Below are 15,604 nucleotides of genomic sequence, written 5' to 3'. Positions count from 1 at the left end.
CGCTGCTGCATGGTTTTTTTTGCTTTCGAAAAGCTACAAAAAATCATTGAGGTACACTATTGGCGCAATTTTTGCGTTTCAGATTTGAAGAACCTGAAAAACATGAAAATGAAATCATCAATCAAATCACTTTCCTATTTATTTATTTTTTTCTTGTTGTTGCAGTCGTGTGGCAATGCCGATGACGATGTCAACTTCAATTTGAACCAGGGTGAATTGGGCCAAGGGGAAGAACCCGACTCTTGCTTGGAATTCGGGGAAAACGAATTGCTTCTATCCATCCAAGATCAATTTACCACCTTACCAGGTAAGGTCTCTGTTTTGTTCAAAGTGTCCGATAACCTGGGCAATCCGATTTCGGGCTTGACCGCCAATCAATTCACGATTTACGAGCAAGGTCGTAACGACGACTGTTTCAACACCATATCGGCTTCGGAATCACTGGCGCGGATTTCGCCCAATTCCCAAGTGTTCAGCAGCAATACCTTATTGGTGCTTGATTTGAGTAATTCGGTGTTGGAAGGTAGTTTGGATGAGCTGAAGACGGCTTCGGCCAGCTTCGTCAACAATGTCATGCCGGTTCCGGAAACCGAATCATTCAAAATGGCCATTTACTGGTTCGATGGTGAAGATGAACTGCATCTTTTGAACCCATTGACTTCCTCGATTACGGAGTTGACCACAGCTATTGACGGTATAACCGCCGATATCAGCAATGACCCCTCGACCGACTTGTACGGCGCTGTAATCAAATCTGCCGATATCGCCAATGGATTGATCGATGAGGCGAACAGCATTCAGGGATCGCCCATCGTGGCCGCTTCGGTTGTTCTTTTCACAGATGGAACGGACCAGGCTTCCCGTTATACGGAGGAAAGTGCGTTGAACGCGGTTAACAATGCGAATCCGAATATTTCCTTCTTTACCATTGGATTAGGTGCAGAGATCGATACCCAGATCTTGGATGGAATCGGAAAGACCTCCAGTGTGGTAGCCAGTAATGCCGCGGAGTTGGAAACGACCTTCAACCAGATTTCCGCGCGGGTCAGCGAACAGGCGAATAGCTTCTATTTATTCGAATATTGCAGCCCTAAAAGGGATGGCAGTGGTGAGAACAACCTGGTCATCCAATTGACCGATGGGGTCCGGCAAGGAGCCGTGCAGACCGAGTTCAATGCCGATGGTTTTACAGGAGGCTGTGAATAAGCCCAAGTTTTTCTAAAGATTGGTTATCTTCAAGGCTTAAATTCCTTGAAGTTATGCGCACCCTTTTTTCCGTATTGGCCCTCTTATTGGTTTTGACCCAAGGCATCGCCCAAAAACAACACGAGTTGGAAGGCCGATGGGATTTGGAAATCGAATTCATGGGCAAGACCGCCCCCTCATGGCTCGAAGTACGCCATTCGGGATTTAATACCTTGACCGGTCGGTTCGTATTCGCTTTTGGAAGTGCGCGGCCAATCGCCCAGATCCATACATTCGGTGATCGGTTCAGTTTTACCATCCCCAGGCAATGGGAACCTGAAGGTAGCGATATGGCATTCCATGGCAGCTTGCAAAACGACACCTTGTCGGGGACATTGGTCTACACCGACGGCAGTATTATTACCTGGAAAGGGGTGCGGGCGCCGAAGTTGCCCCATACCAGCGATCCGAAATGGGGTGAATCCATCGCATTGTTCAACGGGAAAGATCTCGAGGGATGGCACTTGGATTCAGATAAGAACGAATGGTCGGTCAACGGAGGGGTCTTACGAAACGCAAAAGGGGGCGCCAACCTGATCAGCGATCGAAAATTTACCGACTTCAAAGCACACATCGAGTTTCGGTATCCGGAAGGCAGCAACAGCGGCGTTTACCTAAGAGGGCGTTATGAAGTCCAAATCGCCGACAATTTCGGATTGGATCCCATGGATATCTATTTTGGGGGGATTTATGGTTTTTTAGAGCCCAATGAGAATGCCGCCAAAGCCGCTGGCGAATGGCAAAGCTATGACATTACATTAATCGGAAGCCGCGTAACCATTGTAGCCAATGGGATAACGATAATCAGTAATCAGACGATACCCGGTATCACAGGAGGTGCATTGGATAGCAAGGAAGGCGAACCCGGACCATTCATGATCCAAGGAGATCACGGACCTGTCGAGTTCCGCGCTTTTGAGGTGACTCCTATGGAATAGGCATTATTCTGGTGTCGTGGCCTGAATGGGGGTTAACACAATGTTCTTCCATCGAACCTTGATGCCCCCACCATCGTGTATCTGCAGCGCTATGGCCCCTTTACCTCGGGCGATTTTTTCATCTTCCAAATAAATCATTTCCTGACCGTTCAACCAGGTTTGCACTTGTTTGCCGACCACTCTGATCTTTAAGGTGTTCCACTCCCCCATTTTCAAGGCGCGCTCTTTATCGGCCTCGGGCTTGATCAGCCAGCCACGGCCATAGGATTCATATACACCCCCGCTATGTTTACCGGGAGGAGCTACCTCCACTTGCCATCCGGTCACCTTGGTGCCTTCGAATGTTGAACGGAAGAATACCCCGCTATTGCCATCCGCTTCTTGTTTAAACGCTACACTAAGCTCGAAGTCGTCATAATCGGCCGCGGTTGAAAGATAACCGTAAGCGGCGTCGGGGCCGCTTTCGCAAATCAATTCCCCGTTTTCAACATACCATTTTTCGGTGCCATGGGTGATCCAACCCGTTAAATCCTGTCCGTTGAACAATTCGATCTGGGATGCGTTTTGGGCCAATCCTGATTGGAAGAGCAAGCAAAGGGTGAAAATTTGGAAAAGGTGTTTCATGGGAGTTGTTTTCTTAGACCAAGGTACTAAATTCATCGGTGAAGCACTACTTTCGACCGAATACCCCAATGATAGTAGGGTTTTTGGCCCAGTATTTGTTTTATATGTGAAACAACGATCAACATCCGAAAACTAACGATACAAGTGAACTCAAAAAAGAACTGTTATGGATGTATTACATGAAATTATCGAAAATAGCGCCATCGGGCCCTATTCGCTTTGGTCGAAAGGCCTAGTAATATCTATATTCTCAAGCATTGTCTGTGCCTTGGCCACCATGTTCGTCCTTTTAATGCTCCATGGCCCTGCCATGAGCATCCAATTCGGATACTAGCGTAGGTTCAAACCGTTACCGAAACCTTGATCTTCAAGCGGTAAACTGAGATCTAAAACGAATCCGTTGATGACCGCATGGGTGAGACGGCCTTCTTTCTTCAGGAAAAAGGTAGGGTTGATACCGGGTTGGAGTTGAAAAGGCGGAAGCTCAAAACGCCTGCCTACAAGGTGGATCGGGAGTTCCGTAAATGCAGTTTCCGGAAAGCGGTCTGAACGCAAATAGGCAATTCCATTCGAAAGCAATTCCATGGCATTTAAAGCCGTTCCGTCCCAAATGGTTTCGGATACCTTTGGGGGCACGATGGTATATCCGCTTGCATCAAAGGTTTGGTAACCGTAAAAGGTGGAGAGGTCCCCTTGGTCTATGACACGACTCGAATAGTAAAACCCATTGTGGTCGGCATGGTCTATCTCATTGCGATAAATGCCCAAATCGATGGTATAGGCATGGTTGCGCAATAAGTAGGTCGCATTCGAGATTTTCAAATCAAATAACTTTCTGTCGTTTCTTGGGATTTTGGCATACGTTTCCAAAGCGATATCGCGATATGATCCCTCAGCGATCGTTGAAAGGGCGGCCAAGATGGAAACGTAATTCAATTTTCTGATTTCCTGTTTTTCAATATCGTTTTGAAATCCACCCGATTCAATTAGAATCAGGCTCGTACCCCATTTGGCAATGTTGTCACCGAAGGCCCTTGGTTCGAAGTCATCACTATAACGACCCACTTGGCCTGGGGCGTAACCTTGGATGATATCGTTCATGAAAACGATCACCTGCATGGCCTTGGCACGGACTTCATTGATTTCTTTTTCATAATTGTACGCAGTAGCCAAGTACGATATGGTCGCCGGTTTTTCCGTCCGTTCCGCATTGTAATACGTGCTTTGATCGTGAAGGTTGAACCCGAAAGAAGCATTCAAACTGTCGCGAACCTTTTTCAGGGTCCGGCCTTCTGGTGATTGTAAACGGAGCGCATCCCGATTGATGTCGATGCCCAGTGCATTTCGGCGTTGGTAGCGTTCAGCCCCATCCGGATTGAGCATGGGTAAAAAGTGAAGACTTAGTTTTGATAGTATGGCCGCTTTCTCGGTTTCGAACCCTTCGCTATTGAAAAAGTTCAAGATATCGAAAATGGCCATGGTGGCCGTCGGCTCATCACCGTGCATTTGTGACCATAAAAAAATCGGTTCCTTTCCATTTCCGATACTGATCAGGTTAAGGTCACGACCTTCAATCGACTCCCCAACCTTGTTAACCTTGAATTTGGGGTTCGCTTTATAGGATGAAACCAAGGGTTGCAATTGGGCGTATTTGATCCGTCGTTTGTCTAGGCTGGGTTCTTTGAATTGGTCGTAGGTTCCGTAAAGATCCGCGGTAAATTCTTGGGCCGGAAGGATGGCCCAAGTACAAAACAAGATAAAACTGATCAGCTGTTTGCTCATTTTTCAGAGGGTTTGGGTAGCGGTTTGAATTGGTGATGCTGTGTACCTGCCCTGACCTGTTGCATGAATTCCGGTCCGGGATCGGTTTTTTCGGTTCGATACGTAGGGTCGATTTCGAGCCATAGTGGGTGTTCTTCGAATCGGGTGTACTCATAATGTCCGATCAAATAGTCTATCGGATATTTGCCAGCTAGGTAGTCGATCAATCGGATGTTGGCTTCAACTTGTGCTGCGGTAAGGGGTTGGTCGGCAGCCCCGCCGACATTTTCGACCCCAATGGCGCAATGGTTCAGACCTATTACATGACGGGCCATGTAGGTTTCGGGCATCAAGCGGTAGATCGTGCCGTCATGATCTACCAAGAAATGGGCAGAAACGTTCAAACCACTGACGCTTTCGATTTCTGGGCGCCAATTCGGCAAGGTCGGTTTTTGAAAGGCTTCGTACGATTGCTCTAAGGTAGGAATGACCGTCCAATGTAAGACGATTATTTTGGGTTCGATTTCCGGATGATCTTGTATTATGCCGTAGCGTTGGGCCAGATAATCCTTGGTCAAAGTGATTCGTTGCCCATCGAATTCGATCGGCATCTCCTGCAGCTCCAATTGGTCTTTGCAACCGATGGTGCCCAATAACAAGAGGAGTAGTATGGCGGCCCGTATTCCCATTAGTTCAAACGATTTTCCAAGATTAAGACATCAGGACTGTCCTTAGCCCAGCGTTCAGAGAATTCCTGGGGTATCGGGGTGAATCCGTAAGTAAAGGCACTCAAGACCAGGTCGGTATCCCCATCCCCATCTAAATCACCCTTATCGATCAAGAACCAGCGTCCAAGATTGGGATGCTTCAAGATATGGGCCTCGAAACCGTATGAGGTCGGATCGGTGTTCTTCAACAAAACGAAGGAGGTCTCAGGGGCATGATCGTAATCGGGAAAGGTACTCACTATGGCGAAATCGAGACTTCCATTTTGATCGAAATCCTCGGCCACGAAGCGTGTTGCGCCATTCATCGGATAGAAAAAAACTTCCTTGAAACGGTTACTGCCATCGTTTCGATGGATACGCAGCCCATGGTAGGGTTTGTGGACATAGGATTTGTCAGCATTGTCGCCGTGAACGGTTACGATATCCAAATGGCCATCACCGTCGTAGTCGACCAAATCGAACCAACTGCTCCCATATACAGGGCTGAATTCCAGCACCTTGTCGGCCCTGAATTTCAAATCTTCTTCTTGGTAGAGAATAAACACGGCTTCTTGGCTTTGCGAGGTCATGACGACCAAATCGGTACGCGCATCCCCATCCATGTCTTGGGCAATGGTTCTTAAGCCTCCTGGCAATGCGAGCAGCGTCGTTTTTTTAGAACCGGCGCTGTCCACGCTTTGCAGCATACTAATCGCTCCGGTTTCGTTGCCAAATTCACAGATGACCCATTCTTGGCGGCCATCGCCATTCAAATCCTGCATGAGGGTATGTACGGGTCTGTGCAAGGGTTCTTCCATAGCTATGTTCGGTGCTGTTCCCATAGGCGTAAGCGCGCCTTCTTGGCGTTCAGACGGGTCCAAAATCCCAACCTGGGTGACCCATGCCCCGCTTTCGTCGGTATTGAACCAGGTGATGGGACTTCCCCCTTCAAATACGGGCTTTGGATGCAAATTGTCGAATCGATGTTGGTATAAAACCCCTTGCAGGGTACCCAACATCAGGTTTTCGGAGCCTGCGTCCCATTCGAGATAAGTGATATCCGATTCAATATCAGGGATTTCCGTAGGAATTTCCTTGAATAAATCTTGAGGCTTGGTTTCATAACGAATGGGTTCCAGCTTTTCAGGGGCCATAGCTACGATGTACCGTTGCAGGCGTACCCAATCGTTAAGACCTATCTTCGGGCGATATCCGGTTTGTGCGAGGTTGGGATCGTTGTACATTTCCGCGATTTCCATCCGATCGCCCATATCCGGTAATACTTGGTTTTCCCAAATATGCTTTGGTAAAGCCTTAATATCCGGAGCCATATGGCAACTGGCGCAATATCGGGCATACAAGCCCACTTCTTTTTCCGGTTGCTTTGGTGAACAGGCCGAGATGGATAGGGCGAGCCAAAGGAACAGCCCTATTGCTGGTGTTATGCTAGGTATTCGTTCCTTCATTTCGGTAAGGGCACATAAGATCGATCTTCGGACATCATCGGAAAGGTCTTGGCCTTCCAAGCCGCCTTGGCGGTCTCGATACGTTCTTTGGAGCTTGAAACGAAATTCCAATAAATGTACCGTTCTTCGGCCAACGGTTCACCCCCAAAGAGCAGCAGGTGGGAATTCGGTCTAAGGGTTATGGTACAAGTGTCTTCTACTTTGGATACCACGATATGGCCTTTTTCGATAGTCTCCCCATCGGCGACGATCGCGCCATCGACGATACAGATCCCGATTTCCCCAGATAGCTTATCGCGCACGTCCAATGCGAATTCGGCAGTATTCTTTATTTCTACCATAAACAAGTCAGAATATACCGGCACTGGTGATTCTAAACCATAACCGGAACCTGCTACAAGGGTGAAGGCCGCCGAACCTTCGGTCCACCTTGGTAATTTGTTTGCCGGAACGTGGTGGAATCGGGGTTCCATTTCCTCTAGATCTTTGGGCAGGGCCACCCAGATTTGATACCCGTGCAAACGCTGGGTCGAACCGTTTCGCAAGGTTTCCGGGCTACGCTCCGTATGAGAGACCCCACTGCCCGCTGTCATCCAATTCACCGAACCTGGTGTGATGCGTTGTTTGGTGCCGATGCTGTCTTCATGCATGATTTCACCTTCTAGCATATAGGTCAAGGTCGACAGGCCGATATGCGGATGTTGGTCTACATCCATGTATTGGGTGGGCCCCACCGTAGTCGGACCCATATGGTCGATAAATATAAAGGGGCCGATCATGCGTTTTTTACGGAAAGGCAACAAACGGCCTACCAAAAACTGCCCGATATCCCGGCTGCGTTCTTCAATGATCATTCCTAGATTCGACATAGTGCAATTCCGTATCTTTAGCTTTCAAATTACGATAATTCAATTTGCGTTACATGAAGTGGATCAAAAGAATTTTGCTCTTGTTGGTGGTGGTCATCGGTTTGGTGGTGTTTTTCAACTATCCGAAACTGAACATTATTTCCGGCTACGCCTCAAAATATATGGCTTCGAGTGTTTATGTTGCCGGACATCAACCCGCGGCGATGATCCAATCCGACCTCAATGTACCCCTGGTTAAACTAGCGACTACCGCTATCGATCGTAGCGATAAATCGGCAAGTGCCGCCGTCTATGGTCTTTTGGAGCGAACGGCCGTGTATCGCGAGGGACTAGGTGCCGTTTTGGTCACTTCGGATTATGAAAGCAGTACAACGAAGCTGATCCCCAAACGTGAAAAGGAAGCGCTCGACCTCCCCTACCCGTTTGGTCATGGAATCCCTTTGGATACGGTCTTCCCTGAAATCGACTATGATCGCTTTCAACAAGCCGTCGCCCTGCCGTTTGGCAATAACGATGTCCAGAAAACGCGCTCCTTGTTGGTGCTTTACAAGGGACATTTGCTCCATGAGAATTATGTGGACGGATTCGACAAGGACACCCCGGTTTTGGGTTGGTCGATGACCAAAAGTATCTTGGCCACTTGTTACGGTGTCTTGGAAAAACAAGGAAGATTATCCGTTGATTGGCCGGCACCCATTACCGAATGGAAAGATGATGCCAGAAAGGACATCACCCTAAACCATCTGTTGCGGATGCAAAGCGGTCTGGAATGGGATGAGGACTATGGCGGAATTTCGGATGTCACCAAAATGCTGTTCCTTGAAAGCGATATGACCCTGGCCCAAAAAGCGAAACCACTGATCGGCGCCCCCACCGAAATATGGAATTATTCTTCAGGCACGACCAATCTTCTTTCAGGGATTTTGCGCCAACAGTTCCGGACCCACCAAGAATACCTTGATTTTCCTTATCGCGATCTCATTGATAAGATCGGGGCGCACAGCATGCTAATCGAAGCCGATGTGGCCGGAAATTACGTAGGTTCTTCTTACGGTTGGGCCAATACCCGAGATTGGGCGCGATTCGGGCAACTCTACCTCGATCGGGGTCAATGGAACGGGGAACAGCTGTTCAAACCGGAGTGGGTCGATTATATTGTTACCCCCACAGCCCTTTCGAACGGGATTTACGGAGCGCACTTTTGGCTGAATTCAAGTGGAAAATTTCCTGATGTACCCCGTGATATGTATTCCATGAACGGTTTTCAAGGGCAGTATGTGTTCGTCATCCCTTCCAAATCATTGGTCGTGGTGCGCACCGGCCTCGCAGAAGAGCCGGAATTCGACATCAACGGTTTCCTTTCCAATTTGGTAAAGGCTATCGAATAGACCTCGCTCTTTTGCCTTAACGACAGCTTTTCAGGTCCTAACCACAAAAGGACGGCACTTCACAACAATAATTTCTATCCGAGGGCAAGTCCCCCTACATTTACCATGTATTTAATTACGAAAGTAAATTTTTTCATTTTCATATAGTGTTCTCGTAAAAGGGCCTTTGTCAATAGACAGGGCTCTTTTTGATTTTACCCCCTTCGAACACTACAGCTGAAGGATTCTTACGGAATCCACTTGTTTTTACCGAAGTTCGGTTTGCGCTTTTCAAGAAAGGCGTTCCTACCTTCTATGGCTTCATCGGTCATATACGCCAATCGCGTTGCCTCACCTGCGAATACTTGTTGACCCACCATACCGTCATCGGTAAGGTTCATGGCGAACTTCAACATTTTAATCGATGTCGGTGATTTTGCCAAGATTTCTTGAGCCCATTCAAAGGCGGTCGCTTCAAGTTCTTCATGGGGTATCACGGCATTCACCATTCCCATCTCATAGGCTTCCTGGGCCGAGTAATTACGCCCTAAAAAGAAAATTTCACGAGCCTTCTTCTGCCCGACCATTTTAGCGAGGTACGCCGAACCATATCCGCCATCGAAACTGGTCACATCGGCATCGGTCTGTTTGAAAATGGCGTGTTCTTTACTGGCCAATGTCATGTCACAGACCACATGAAGGCTGTGGCCTCCACCAACGGCCCAACCCGGTACCACGGCAATGACCACTTTGGGCATGAAGCGGATCAGCCGCTGCACTTCGAGAATGTTCAGCCTGTGATACCCATCGTCGCCGACATAGCCTTGATGGCCCCGTGCTTTTTGATCACCTCCACTACAAAAGGCCCATCCCCCATCCTTTTTTGAAGGACCCTCACCGGAGAGCAAGACCACTCCGATGGAAGTGTCTTCTTGGGCATCATAAAAGGCCCGATATAATTCACTAGTGGTTTTTGGTCGAAATGCGTTGCGTACTTCAGGGCGGTTGAATGCGATTCGGGCTACCCCATCGCTTTTCGTATAGGTGATGTCATCAAATTCAATGGCGGTTTGCCAGTTCGGTGTGGCCATAAAGGTATTTTTTCCAAAGATAAACAGAATGGAAGTCTCTTGAAGCCCGAACTTGTCATGGCTTGTCGGGAAATCCTTAAATTTCACCTATGGCACTATCGAAGGAATTAGAACGCTTTGCGAACCGGTATCCCAGAATTTCCGATTTGGCCGAGAAAGCGGCTCGACGAATGCCTAAAGTCGCTTGGGAGTATTTGGACTCCGGAACCGGTGATGAAGGCCTGTTGCAAGCGAATAGAGACGCCTTGAACGCTATTCGCTTTACACCCCGTTTTTGTCAGGGACCCTTCAATGCGAATACCGAAACCACCTTATTCGGTCATACCTACAGTGCGCCCATAGGTATCGCCCCTGTGGGTTTGACAGGGTTGATGTGGCCCAAAATAGAGTTGCATTTGGCGGCTACCGCCAAACGACAAGACATTCCTTTTTGTTTGAGCACCGTTGCCACGGAAACACCTGAACGTGTTGGAAATAAAGTTGGTACGATGGGATGGTTTCAACTCTATCCACCCAAGGATGCCCAAGTGAGGGACTCGCTGTTGCAACGCGCCCAAGATAGCGGATTCCATACTTTGGTGGTTACCGCTGATGTACCCATGGCGAGTCGCCGTGAACGGAGCAAACGGGCCGGTTTGGCCATTCCCCCTAAAATCACCCCAAAACTGATTTGGCAAGGGATCACCCATCCGGTTTGGAGTTACCATACCCTAAAACGCGGATTGCCACGATTGCGAACGGTTGAAACCTATACCAACAATACCGACATGAAATTCGTTAGTGGCTTCGTCGGTAATCGTTTGGGCGGCACTCTGGATTGGGCCTATTGTGAAGCCTTGAAACGGCTTTGGGACGGTCCGGTAGTGATTAAGGGCATATTACATCCTGAAGACGCCAATATGGCCGTTTCATTAGGACTGGACGGTATTTATGTTTCCAACCACGGCGGTAGGCAGTTCAATGGGGCCCTAGCGGCAATTGACGCCTTACCGGCTATTGTCGAAGCGGTCGATGGTCGCGTTCCCGTGCTGTTCGATAGTGGGGTCCGAAGTGGTCTCGATGTCATGCGTGCTCTCCATTTAGGCGCTGATTTCGTTTTCGCAGGCAGGCCTTTCGTTTATGGCGTTGCCGCTTTAGGTCCTTTGGGAGGCGACTATGTGGCCGAGTTATTGATCGATGACCTCAAGAATAACATGGTGCAATTGGGGGCACGTAGCTTGAAGGATATTTAAACAGGAATCAACCTTTGTTTCCTCGATTTTTTTCTTCGATCCATCTGCCCATAAATTTTGTCGAGGCGTAGGCTTCTTGTTGTAGGATCCTACCCATGGTATTCGCCAACCGATGTGTTCGTAGGTTTTGTCGGATGGTCCGAATTTGATGGAACAAGCGCTTTTGGATTTCCTTTTCAGGAAACCGATCTGCCAAGATCTCGAATCCCCGTTGTTGGGCCGATATCCATTGCGATTCGGATTGATAAAGTGCTACCGCGGCAGCAACCAAGGCTTCCGGGGTATTTCCGATTTGCCCTGACCAGGATTCCTTATCGACCATACCTTCAGCCCCAATAGGGGTGGTCACGCTGGGGGTACCACATTGCATGGCCAGCGCCAGTTTGCCTTTGATGCCCGCTCCGAACCGCAATGGGGCCAAGACCACTTTGGATGCAGCGACCACAGCCTCTAAATCGGCAATCCAACCTTTGACCAAAAAACCTTGGGTATCATCATGCATGTTTTGAATGCTTTGGGGCAAGTAGGCCCCGAAGACATGTAGGTTGGCCCCAGGAAGTTGCTTTCTGATCATCGGCCATAGGGCGTCCTTAAGATAGTGTAAGGCGTCGGTGTTTGGAAGATGGCGTCCGTTACCAAAGGTGACAAAGTCCTTCCGCCCATGAAAACCCAAAGAAGGTGTATTGGTTGCCCCGCGTTCAGGAATCAAGAACGGGCAATGTGATACATAAGCGGATGGGATTCCGATCCGTTGTTCCAACAATCCCATTTCGTAGGTCGAAAGGACCAAGGTGAGATCGGAACGGTAAATACTGGCCAATTCGCGAAGGGTTTTTTTACCCGCCAACCAGGCATCCAGTTCGAAAGGCAGCTGTTTTTTGGAAAGCATCGCCCGTGTTTCACGTAGGGAATGTAAATCTTCGGTATTCAAGATGCGCAGGGCTTCGGGGGCATTTTCGGCTACTCGCCACCCGAACTGCTCTTCGGTCATAAACCGATCGAAGAGGACGATATCAGGCTGAAGTTCCGTTATCAAATTGTCGAAAGACGGGTCATTGAGCGTGATGCATTTGGTTTGGATCGCATGTTCATGTAAATCGACCGAATACGGGGTTTTTGTGGCAATACTTGTGAATAGGATGTCGTAACCTTCCTGCTGAAACGCCTTTAAGAGCTGCATCATGTGCACTCCGGCCGCCGTGGTTTGGGGTTCGGGCCAAACAGCTCCTATGACCAAAAGCTTTTGCATTACATGAGCTGAGCGAATTTTTTCGAGATGCTGGAACGCAGTTTACGCTCATAGTCTTCTTCGAGCCATTCTTTATAGTTCTTGGTATTGTTCATGATACAATACGAGTATTGGCGTACCCTGAAGGCGATTTCCTCTTTCAGCTCCTTGGCCAAAATCCGGGCGTCGAATACATCTTCGCTGTTTTCAACACATATTTGGGCATGTTGCTCGATACTCCGCTCAAGCACCAGTTTCGATTTCAATCCTTGGGCGAAGACTTTCTTGTATTCTTCCTTCACGTCGAAGGTGATGTGTTCCGATTTACTGAATTTGGCCTTTAGTTCATCTGGCATGACATAAATGAACTCCCGTTCGATTTCTTCATCGTTCTTGATGTTCTCCAAATAGAAGTCGGGGAAATGGAATATTTCCTGCCAGTCGACCGCCTCATCCCAGGGTCCGAAACGGGCGATATTGTTCCCTAAATCGACCACATTGAACTGCTCCTTACCCGGCAATACCCGGGATCCACGACCGATCATTTGAAAGTACAGGGTCAAGGAACGTGTGGCCCGGTTCAAGATGATCGTCTCAACTGAAGGTTCATCGAAACCGGTGGTCAAAATACTCACCGAAGTCAATATCGCGTCTGGCGTGTTGGAGAACCATTCCAATATCTCACGTCGTTCTGAAGGCGAATTCCGGTTGTCGAGATGACGTACGTTGTACCCGGCCTTTTTGAAGGTCTCGTAAACGTAGTGTGAAGTACTGATGCCGTTGTTGAATATCAGGGTCTTTTTCCCTTTGGCTACCTCCTCATAGGCTGAGACCAACTTGCCGAGCATGCTCAGATTGCCATAGAATTCATCGGAAGATTTGACGGTATAGTCGCCGTGGATACCCAATTTCAGGCTTCGAAGGCTTACATCATAGTTGTATAGGTTCGCCTTGGCCAAAAAGCCTTTTTCGATCAACGATTTGATGGACTTGCCTACGATCAACTTTTTGTAGTGGTCTTTCATCGGCAACTTGATGTTCGAGCTCAATGGGGTGGCCGTCACCCCTAAAATCGTGGCTTCCTCGAAATACTTGAACAATTTTCGAAAGGAATTGTAATGGGCCTCATCGATGATGACCAAACCGATGTTCTTTATTTTGACCTTGTCTTCTTGCAAGCGGTTGTTCAAGGTCTCGACCATGGCTACGAAGCACATGAATTCGTCTTGGTCGTCGAGTTCCTTGACCTCACTATTGATGACCTTGTTCGTTACGCCGAAACCGTGCAACATGTTCGAGGTCTGTCTGCTCAATTCGATCCTGTGGGTCAAGACCACCACCTTTTTTCCGGTCTGTTGGATGTACTTCCGGGTAATTTCGGAAAAGACCACTGTTTTGCCTCCTCCGGTAGGAAGCTGGTACAGCAGGTTACTGCCTTGGGGCATCTCGTCCAATTCCTTGAAAATCGTGTTCAGATCTTCAAGCTGGTAATCGTACAGTGATTTTCTCTTAATTTCCTTTTCTAGCCTCAACGAAAAAACTGCTTAGCATTAGTCAAACAAAAACCTTACAAAATTAGGAGAAAATGAAGCCGCTTGGTTAAAGTAAATGTCAAATTATTCCCAATACTATCAACATCCTTGTTTTAAAACTTTCTGGCGGAAGCCACCGATGCTGCTCATAAATTCTTGAAAAGAAACCTGGGTTTGATTTGGAATTTAGAATCTAAACCTGTATCATGAAAGCTTATACGAACAACCCTAAAATGACTTCATGAGGCAACTAAAAATCATTAAACAAGTAACCAATCGTGAATCCAAATCCCTAGATAAATACCTACAAGACATCAGCAAAATCGAGCTGATCACTGCCCAAGAAGAAGTTGAATTGGCCCAAAAGATCCGTGAAGGAGATCAACTGGCCCTAGAAAAATTAACCAATGCCAACCTTCGATTCGTCGTTTCGGTGGCCAAACAATACCAAAACCAAGGGCTCACCTTACCCGATTTGATCAATGAAGGTAACGTGGGTTTGGTCAAAGCGGCGAAACGATTTGATGAGACCCGTGGTTTTAAATTCATCTCGTATGCGGTTTGGTGGATCAGACAATCGATTTTACAGGCCTTGGCCGAGCAATCGAGAGTGGTTCGCCTGCCCTTGAACAAAATCGGATCGATCAATAAGATCAAAAAGACGTTCTCATACCTTGAGCAGGCCCATGAACGCCCACCTTCGGCGGAAGAAATCGCCAAAGAGCTCGACATGACGGTCAGTGAAGTCAAACAGTCCTTGCAGAATTCAGGAAGACATGTCTCTATGGATGCCCCCTTAAAGGAAGGGGAAACCTCAAGCCTCTATGATGTGATGCGTGCCGGCGAATCACCAAAACCCGATAAAGGCCTGATGCACCAGTCATTGAATACCGAAATCAACAGGGCTTTGGAAACACTTTCGCCCCGAGAGGCCGACGTGGTCCGCCTGTATTATGGTATCGGCGAACAGCCTTCAATGACCTTGGAGGAAATCGGGAGTACGTTCGACCTGACTAGGGAGCGGGTGCGGCAAATACGGGAAAAAGCCATTCGAAAACTGCGCCACAGTTCTAAAAGTAAGATATTGAAAACCTATTTAGGGGGATAAAAAAAAGGGCTTTGAAAACAAAGCCCTTTTTTAATGATAAACACTATATAACACTTAAACTTAAGAACAACTCAGTTGGTTGATGTTGTAATCGACAAGGATTTCATTCAAACTATTGATGAAATTCATGTACGAACTGTTTTCTTGATTTTGTTTTTCCATGGTTTTGTTTTTGGGGAAACTATAGGTAATCCAACTCGGCCAATTCGTTAAGGCTTAAAATTTCGTTCAACTCTTGTAGAAAGGCCAAATATTCCTCACCGTAGGTATCGTATAACATAGTTTAGGTAGATTAGGTTTAAAATTCGGGTCTTACCATATAAACGTAAACTTATCCGAAACATTATGTAATGCCAATATTTTGTGGTGAACCCCTTCATTTTTGTTGTGAACCCTTTTATAGGAATAATCTGTCAAATTGAAGATGGCAATAAGG

Annotated in this window: 14 protein-coding genes; 6 read left to right on the top strand and 8 right to left on the bottom strand. The window is 47.7% G+C overall.

Annotation, left to right across the window (positions count from 1 at the left end; all coding sequences use genetic code 11):
- Positions 1-108 precede the first annotated feature (108 nt).
- Both ABV409_RS08415 and ABV409_RS08410 read left to right on the top strand, forming a co-directional pair.
- Positions 109-1,206 carry a vWA domain-containing protein gene (locus ABV409_RS08415; RefSeq protein ID WP_353877137.1) on the top strand — a complete coding sequence of 366 codons (1,098 nt, stop codon included), beginning with the start codon at positions 109-111 and terminating at the stop codon, positions 1,204-1,206.
- 53 nt (positions 1,207-1,259) lie between these two features.
- Positions 1,260-2,183: a 3-keto-disaccharide hydrolase gene (locus ABV409_RS08410; RefSeq protein ID WP_353877136.1), complete on the top strand. Its 924-nt coding sequence runs from the start codon at positions 1,260-1,262 to the stop codon at positions 2,181-2,183.
- 3 nt (positions 2,184-2,186) lie between these two features.
- On the opposite strand, the gene ABV409_RS08405 is transcribed toward ABV409_RS08410, so the two are convergent.
- On the bottom strand, positions 2,187-2,807 hold the full coding sequence (locus tag ABV409_RS08405) for a 3-keto-disaccharide hydrolase (RefSeq protein ID WP_353877135.1): 621 nt from the start codon (positions 2,805-2,807) through the stop codon (positions 2,187-2,189).
- A gap of 166 nt (positions 2,808-2,973) precedes the next feature.
- Here ABV409_RS08405 and ABV409_RS08400 point away from each other — a divergent pair, with 166 nt between their 5' ends.
- Positions 2,974-3,141 carry a hypothetical protein gene (locus ABV409_RS08400; protein ID WP_353877134.1) on the top strand — a complete coding sequence of 56 codons (168 nt, stop codon included), beginning with the start codon at positions 2,974-2,976 and terminating at the stop codon, positions 3,139-3,141.
- Here ABV409_RS08400 and ABV409_RS08395 read toward each other — a convergent pair.
- From ABV409_RS08395 to ABV409_RS08380, 4 genes are read right to left on the bottom strand one after another with little or no spacing between them, the layout of a single operon-like run.
- Positions 3,138-4,589, bottom strand: coding sequence for a M14 family metallopeptidase (locus ABV409_RS08395; RefSeq protein WP_353877133.1), 1,452 nt, complete (start codon positions 4,587-4,589; stop codon positions 3,138-3,140). The genes ABV409_RS08400 and ABV409_RS08395 overlap by 4 nt on opposite strands.
- Positions 4,586-5,257, bottom strand: coding sequence for an N-acetylmuramoyl-L-alanine amidase (locus ABV409_RS08390; protein WP_353877132.1), 672 nt, complete (start codon positions 5,255-5,257; stop codon positions 4,586-4,588). The genes ABV409_RS08395 and ABV409_RS08390 overlap by 4 nt, the downstream gene beginning before the upstream one ends.
- Positions 5,257-6,741, bottom strand: coding sequence for an FG-GAP repeat domain-containing protein (locus ABV409_RS08385; RefSeq protein WP_353877131.1), 1,485 nt, complete (start codon positions 6,739-6,741; stop codon positions 5,257-5,259). The genes ABV409_RS08390 and ABV409_RS08385 overlap by 1 nt, the downstream gene beginning before the upstream one ends.
- On the bottom strand, positions 6,738-7,610 hold the full coding sequence (locus ABV409_RS08380) for a pirin family protein (protein ID WP_353877130.1): 873 nt from the start codon (positions 7,608-7,610) through the stop codon (positions 6,738-6,740). Before ABV409_RS08380 ends, ABV409_RS08385 begins: the two co-directional genes overlap by 4 nt.
- A gap of 53 nt (positions 7,611-7,663) precedes the next feature.
- Between ABV409_RS08380 and ABV409_RS08375 the strand changes: the two genes are divergently transcribed.
- Complete coding sequence (locus ABV409_RS08375; protein WP_353877129.1) at positions 7,664-8,998, top strand: serine hydrolase domain-containing protein; 1,335 nt, start codon at positions 7,664-7,666, stop codon at positions 8,996-8,998.
- Positions 8,999-9,225: 227 nt separating this feature from the next.
- On the opposite strand, the gene ABV409_RS08370 is transcribed toward ABV409_RS08375, so the two are convergent.
- Positions 9,226-10,068 carry a 1,4-dihydroxy-2-naphthoyl-CoA synthase gene (locus tag ABV409_RS08370; RefSeq protein WP_353878157.1) on the bottom strand — a complete coding sequence of 281 codons (843 nt, stop codon included), beginning with the start codon at positions 10,066-10,068 and terminating at the stop codon, positions 9,226-9,228.
- 89 nt (positions 10,069-10,157) lie between these two features.
- On the opposite strand from ABV409_RS08370, the gene ABV409_RS08365 reads away from it, so the two are divergent.
- Positions 10,158-11,300, top strand: coding sequence for an alpha-hydroxy acid oxidase (locus tag ABV409_RS08365; RefSeq protein WP_353877128.1), 1,143 nt, complete (start codon positions 10,158-10,160; stop codon positions 11,298-11,300).
- A gap of 7 nt (positions 11,301-11,307) precedes the next feature.
- Here ABV409_RS08365 and ABV409_RS08360 read toward each other — a convergent pair whose 3' ends face one another.
- Both ABV409_RS08360 and ABV409_RS08355 read right to left on the bottom strand, forming a co-directional pair.
- Positions 11,308-12,549, bottom strand: a complete 1,242-nt coding sequence (locus tag ABV409_RS08360) for a glycosyltransferase family 4 protein (RefSeq protein ID WP_353877127.1) — start codon at positions 12,547-12,549, stop codon at positions 11,308-11,310.
- Positions 12,549-14,060: a DEAD/DEAH box helicase gene (locus ABV409_RS08355; protein WP_353877126.1), complete on the bottom strand. Its 1,512-nt coding sequence runs from the start codon at positions 14,058-14,060 to the stop codon at positions 12,549-12,551. The genes ABV409_RS08360 and ABV409_RS08355 overlap by 1 nt, the downstream gene beginning before the upstream one ends.
- Before the next feature lie 241 nt (positions 14,061-14,301).
- On the opposite strand from ABV409_RS08355, the gene ABV409_RS08350 reads away from it, so the two are divergent.
- Entirely contained in the window at positions 14,302-15,168 is an 867-nt protein-coding gene (locus ABV409_RS08350) for a sigma-70 family RNA polymerase sigma factor (RefSeq protein WP_353877125.1), read from the top strand.
- Positions 15,169-15,604: the final 436 nt, after the last annotated feature.

The organism is Flagellimonas algarum (assembly GCF_040513375.1).
GTDB lineage: Bacteria > Bacteroidota > Bacteroidia > Flavobacteriales > Flavobacteriaceae > Flagellimonas_B > Flagellimonas_B algarum.
Note: the sequence above shows the minus strand (reverse complement) of the source record. Positions and strands in the feature narration are given on the sequence as shown.

What these genes read in the sequence shown, in the direction of transcription:
- ABV409_RS08415 (WP_353877137.1), top strand. Translation starts at nt 109, where the DNA reads ATGAAATCATCAATCAAATCACTTTCCTATTTATTTATTTTTTTCTTG.
- ABV409_RS08410 (WP_353877136.1), top strand. Translation starts at nt 1,260, where the DNA reads ATGCGCACCCTTTTTTCCGTATTGGCCCTCTTATTGGTTTTGACCCAA.
- ABV409_RS08405 (WP_353877135.1), bottom strand. Translation starts at nt 2,807, where the DNA reads ATGAAACACCTTTTCCAAATTTTCACCCTTTGCTTGCTCTTCCAATCA.
- ABV409_RS08400 (WP_353877134.1), top strand. Translation starts at nt 2,974, where the DNA reads ATGGATGTATTACATGAAATTATCGAAAATAGCGCCATCGGGCCCTAT.
- ABV409_RS08395 (WP_353877133.1), bottom strand. Translation starts at nt 4,589, where the DNA reads ATGAGCAAACAGCTGATCAGTTTTATCTTGTTTTGTACTTGGGCCATC.
- ABV409_RS08390 (WP_353877132.1), bottom strand. Translation starts at nt 5,257, where the DNA reads ATGGGAATACGGGCCGCCATACTACTCCTCTTGTTATTGGGCACCATC.
- ABV409_RS08385 (WP_353877131.1), bottom strand. Translation starts at nt 6,741, where the DNA reads ATGAAGGAACGAATACCTAGCATAACACCAGCAATAGGGCTGTTCCTT.
- ABV409_RS08380 (WP_353877130.1), bottom strand. Translation starts at nt 7,610, where the DNA reads ATGTCGAATCTAGGAATGATCATTGAAGAACGCAGCCGGGATATCGGG.
- ABV409_RS08375 (WP_353877129.1), top strand. Translation starts at nt 7,664, where the DNA reads ATGAAGTGGATCAAAAGAATTTTGCTCTTGTTGGTGGTGGTCATCGGT.
- ABV409_RS08370 (WP_353878157.1), bottom strand. Translation starts at nt 10,068, where the DNA reads ATGGCCACACCGAACTGGCAAACCGCCATTGAATTTGATGACATCACC.
- ABV409_RS08365 (WP_353877128.1), top strand. Translation starts at nt 10,158, where the DNA reads ATGGCACTATCGAAGGAATTAGAACGCTTTGCGAACCGGTATCCCAGA.
- ABV409_RS08360 (WP_353877127.1), bottom strand. Translation starts at nt 12,549, where the DNA reads ATGCAAAAGCTTTTGGTCATAGGAGCTGTTTGGCCCGAACCCCAAACC.
- ABV409_RS08350 (WP_353877125.1), top strand. Translation starts at nt 14,302, where the DNA reads ATGAGGCAACTAAAAATCATTAAACAAGTAACCAATCGTGAATCCAAA.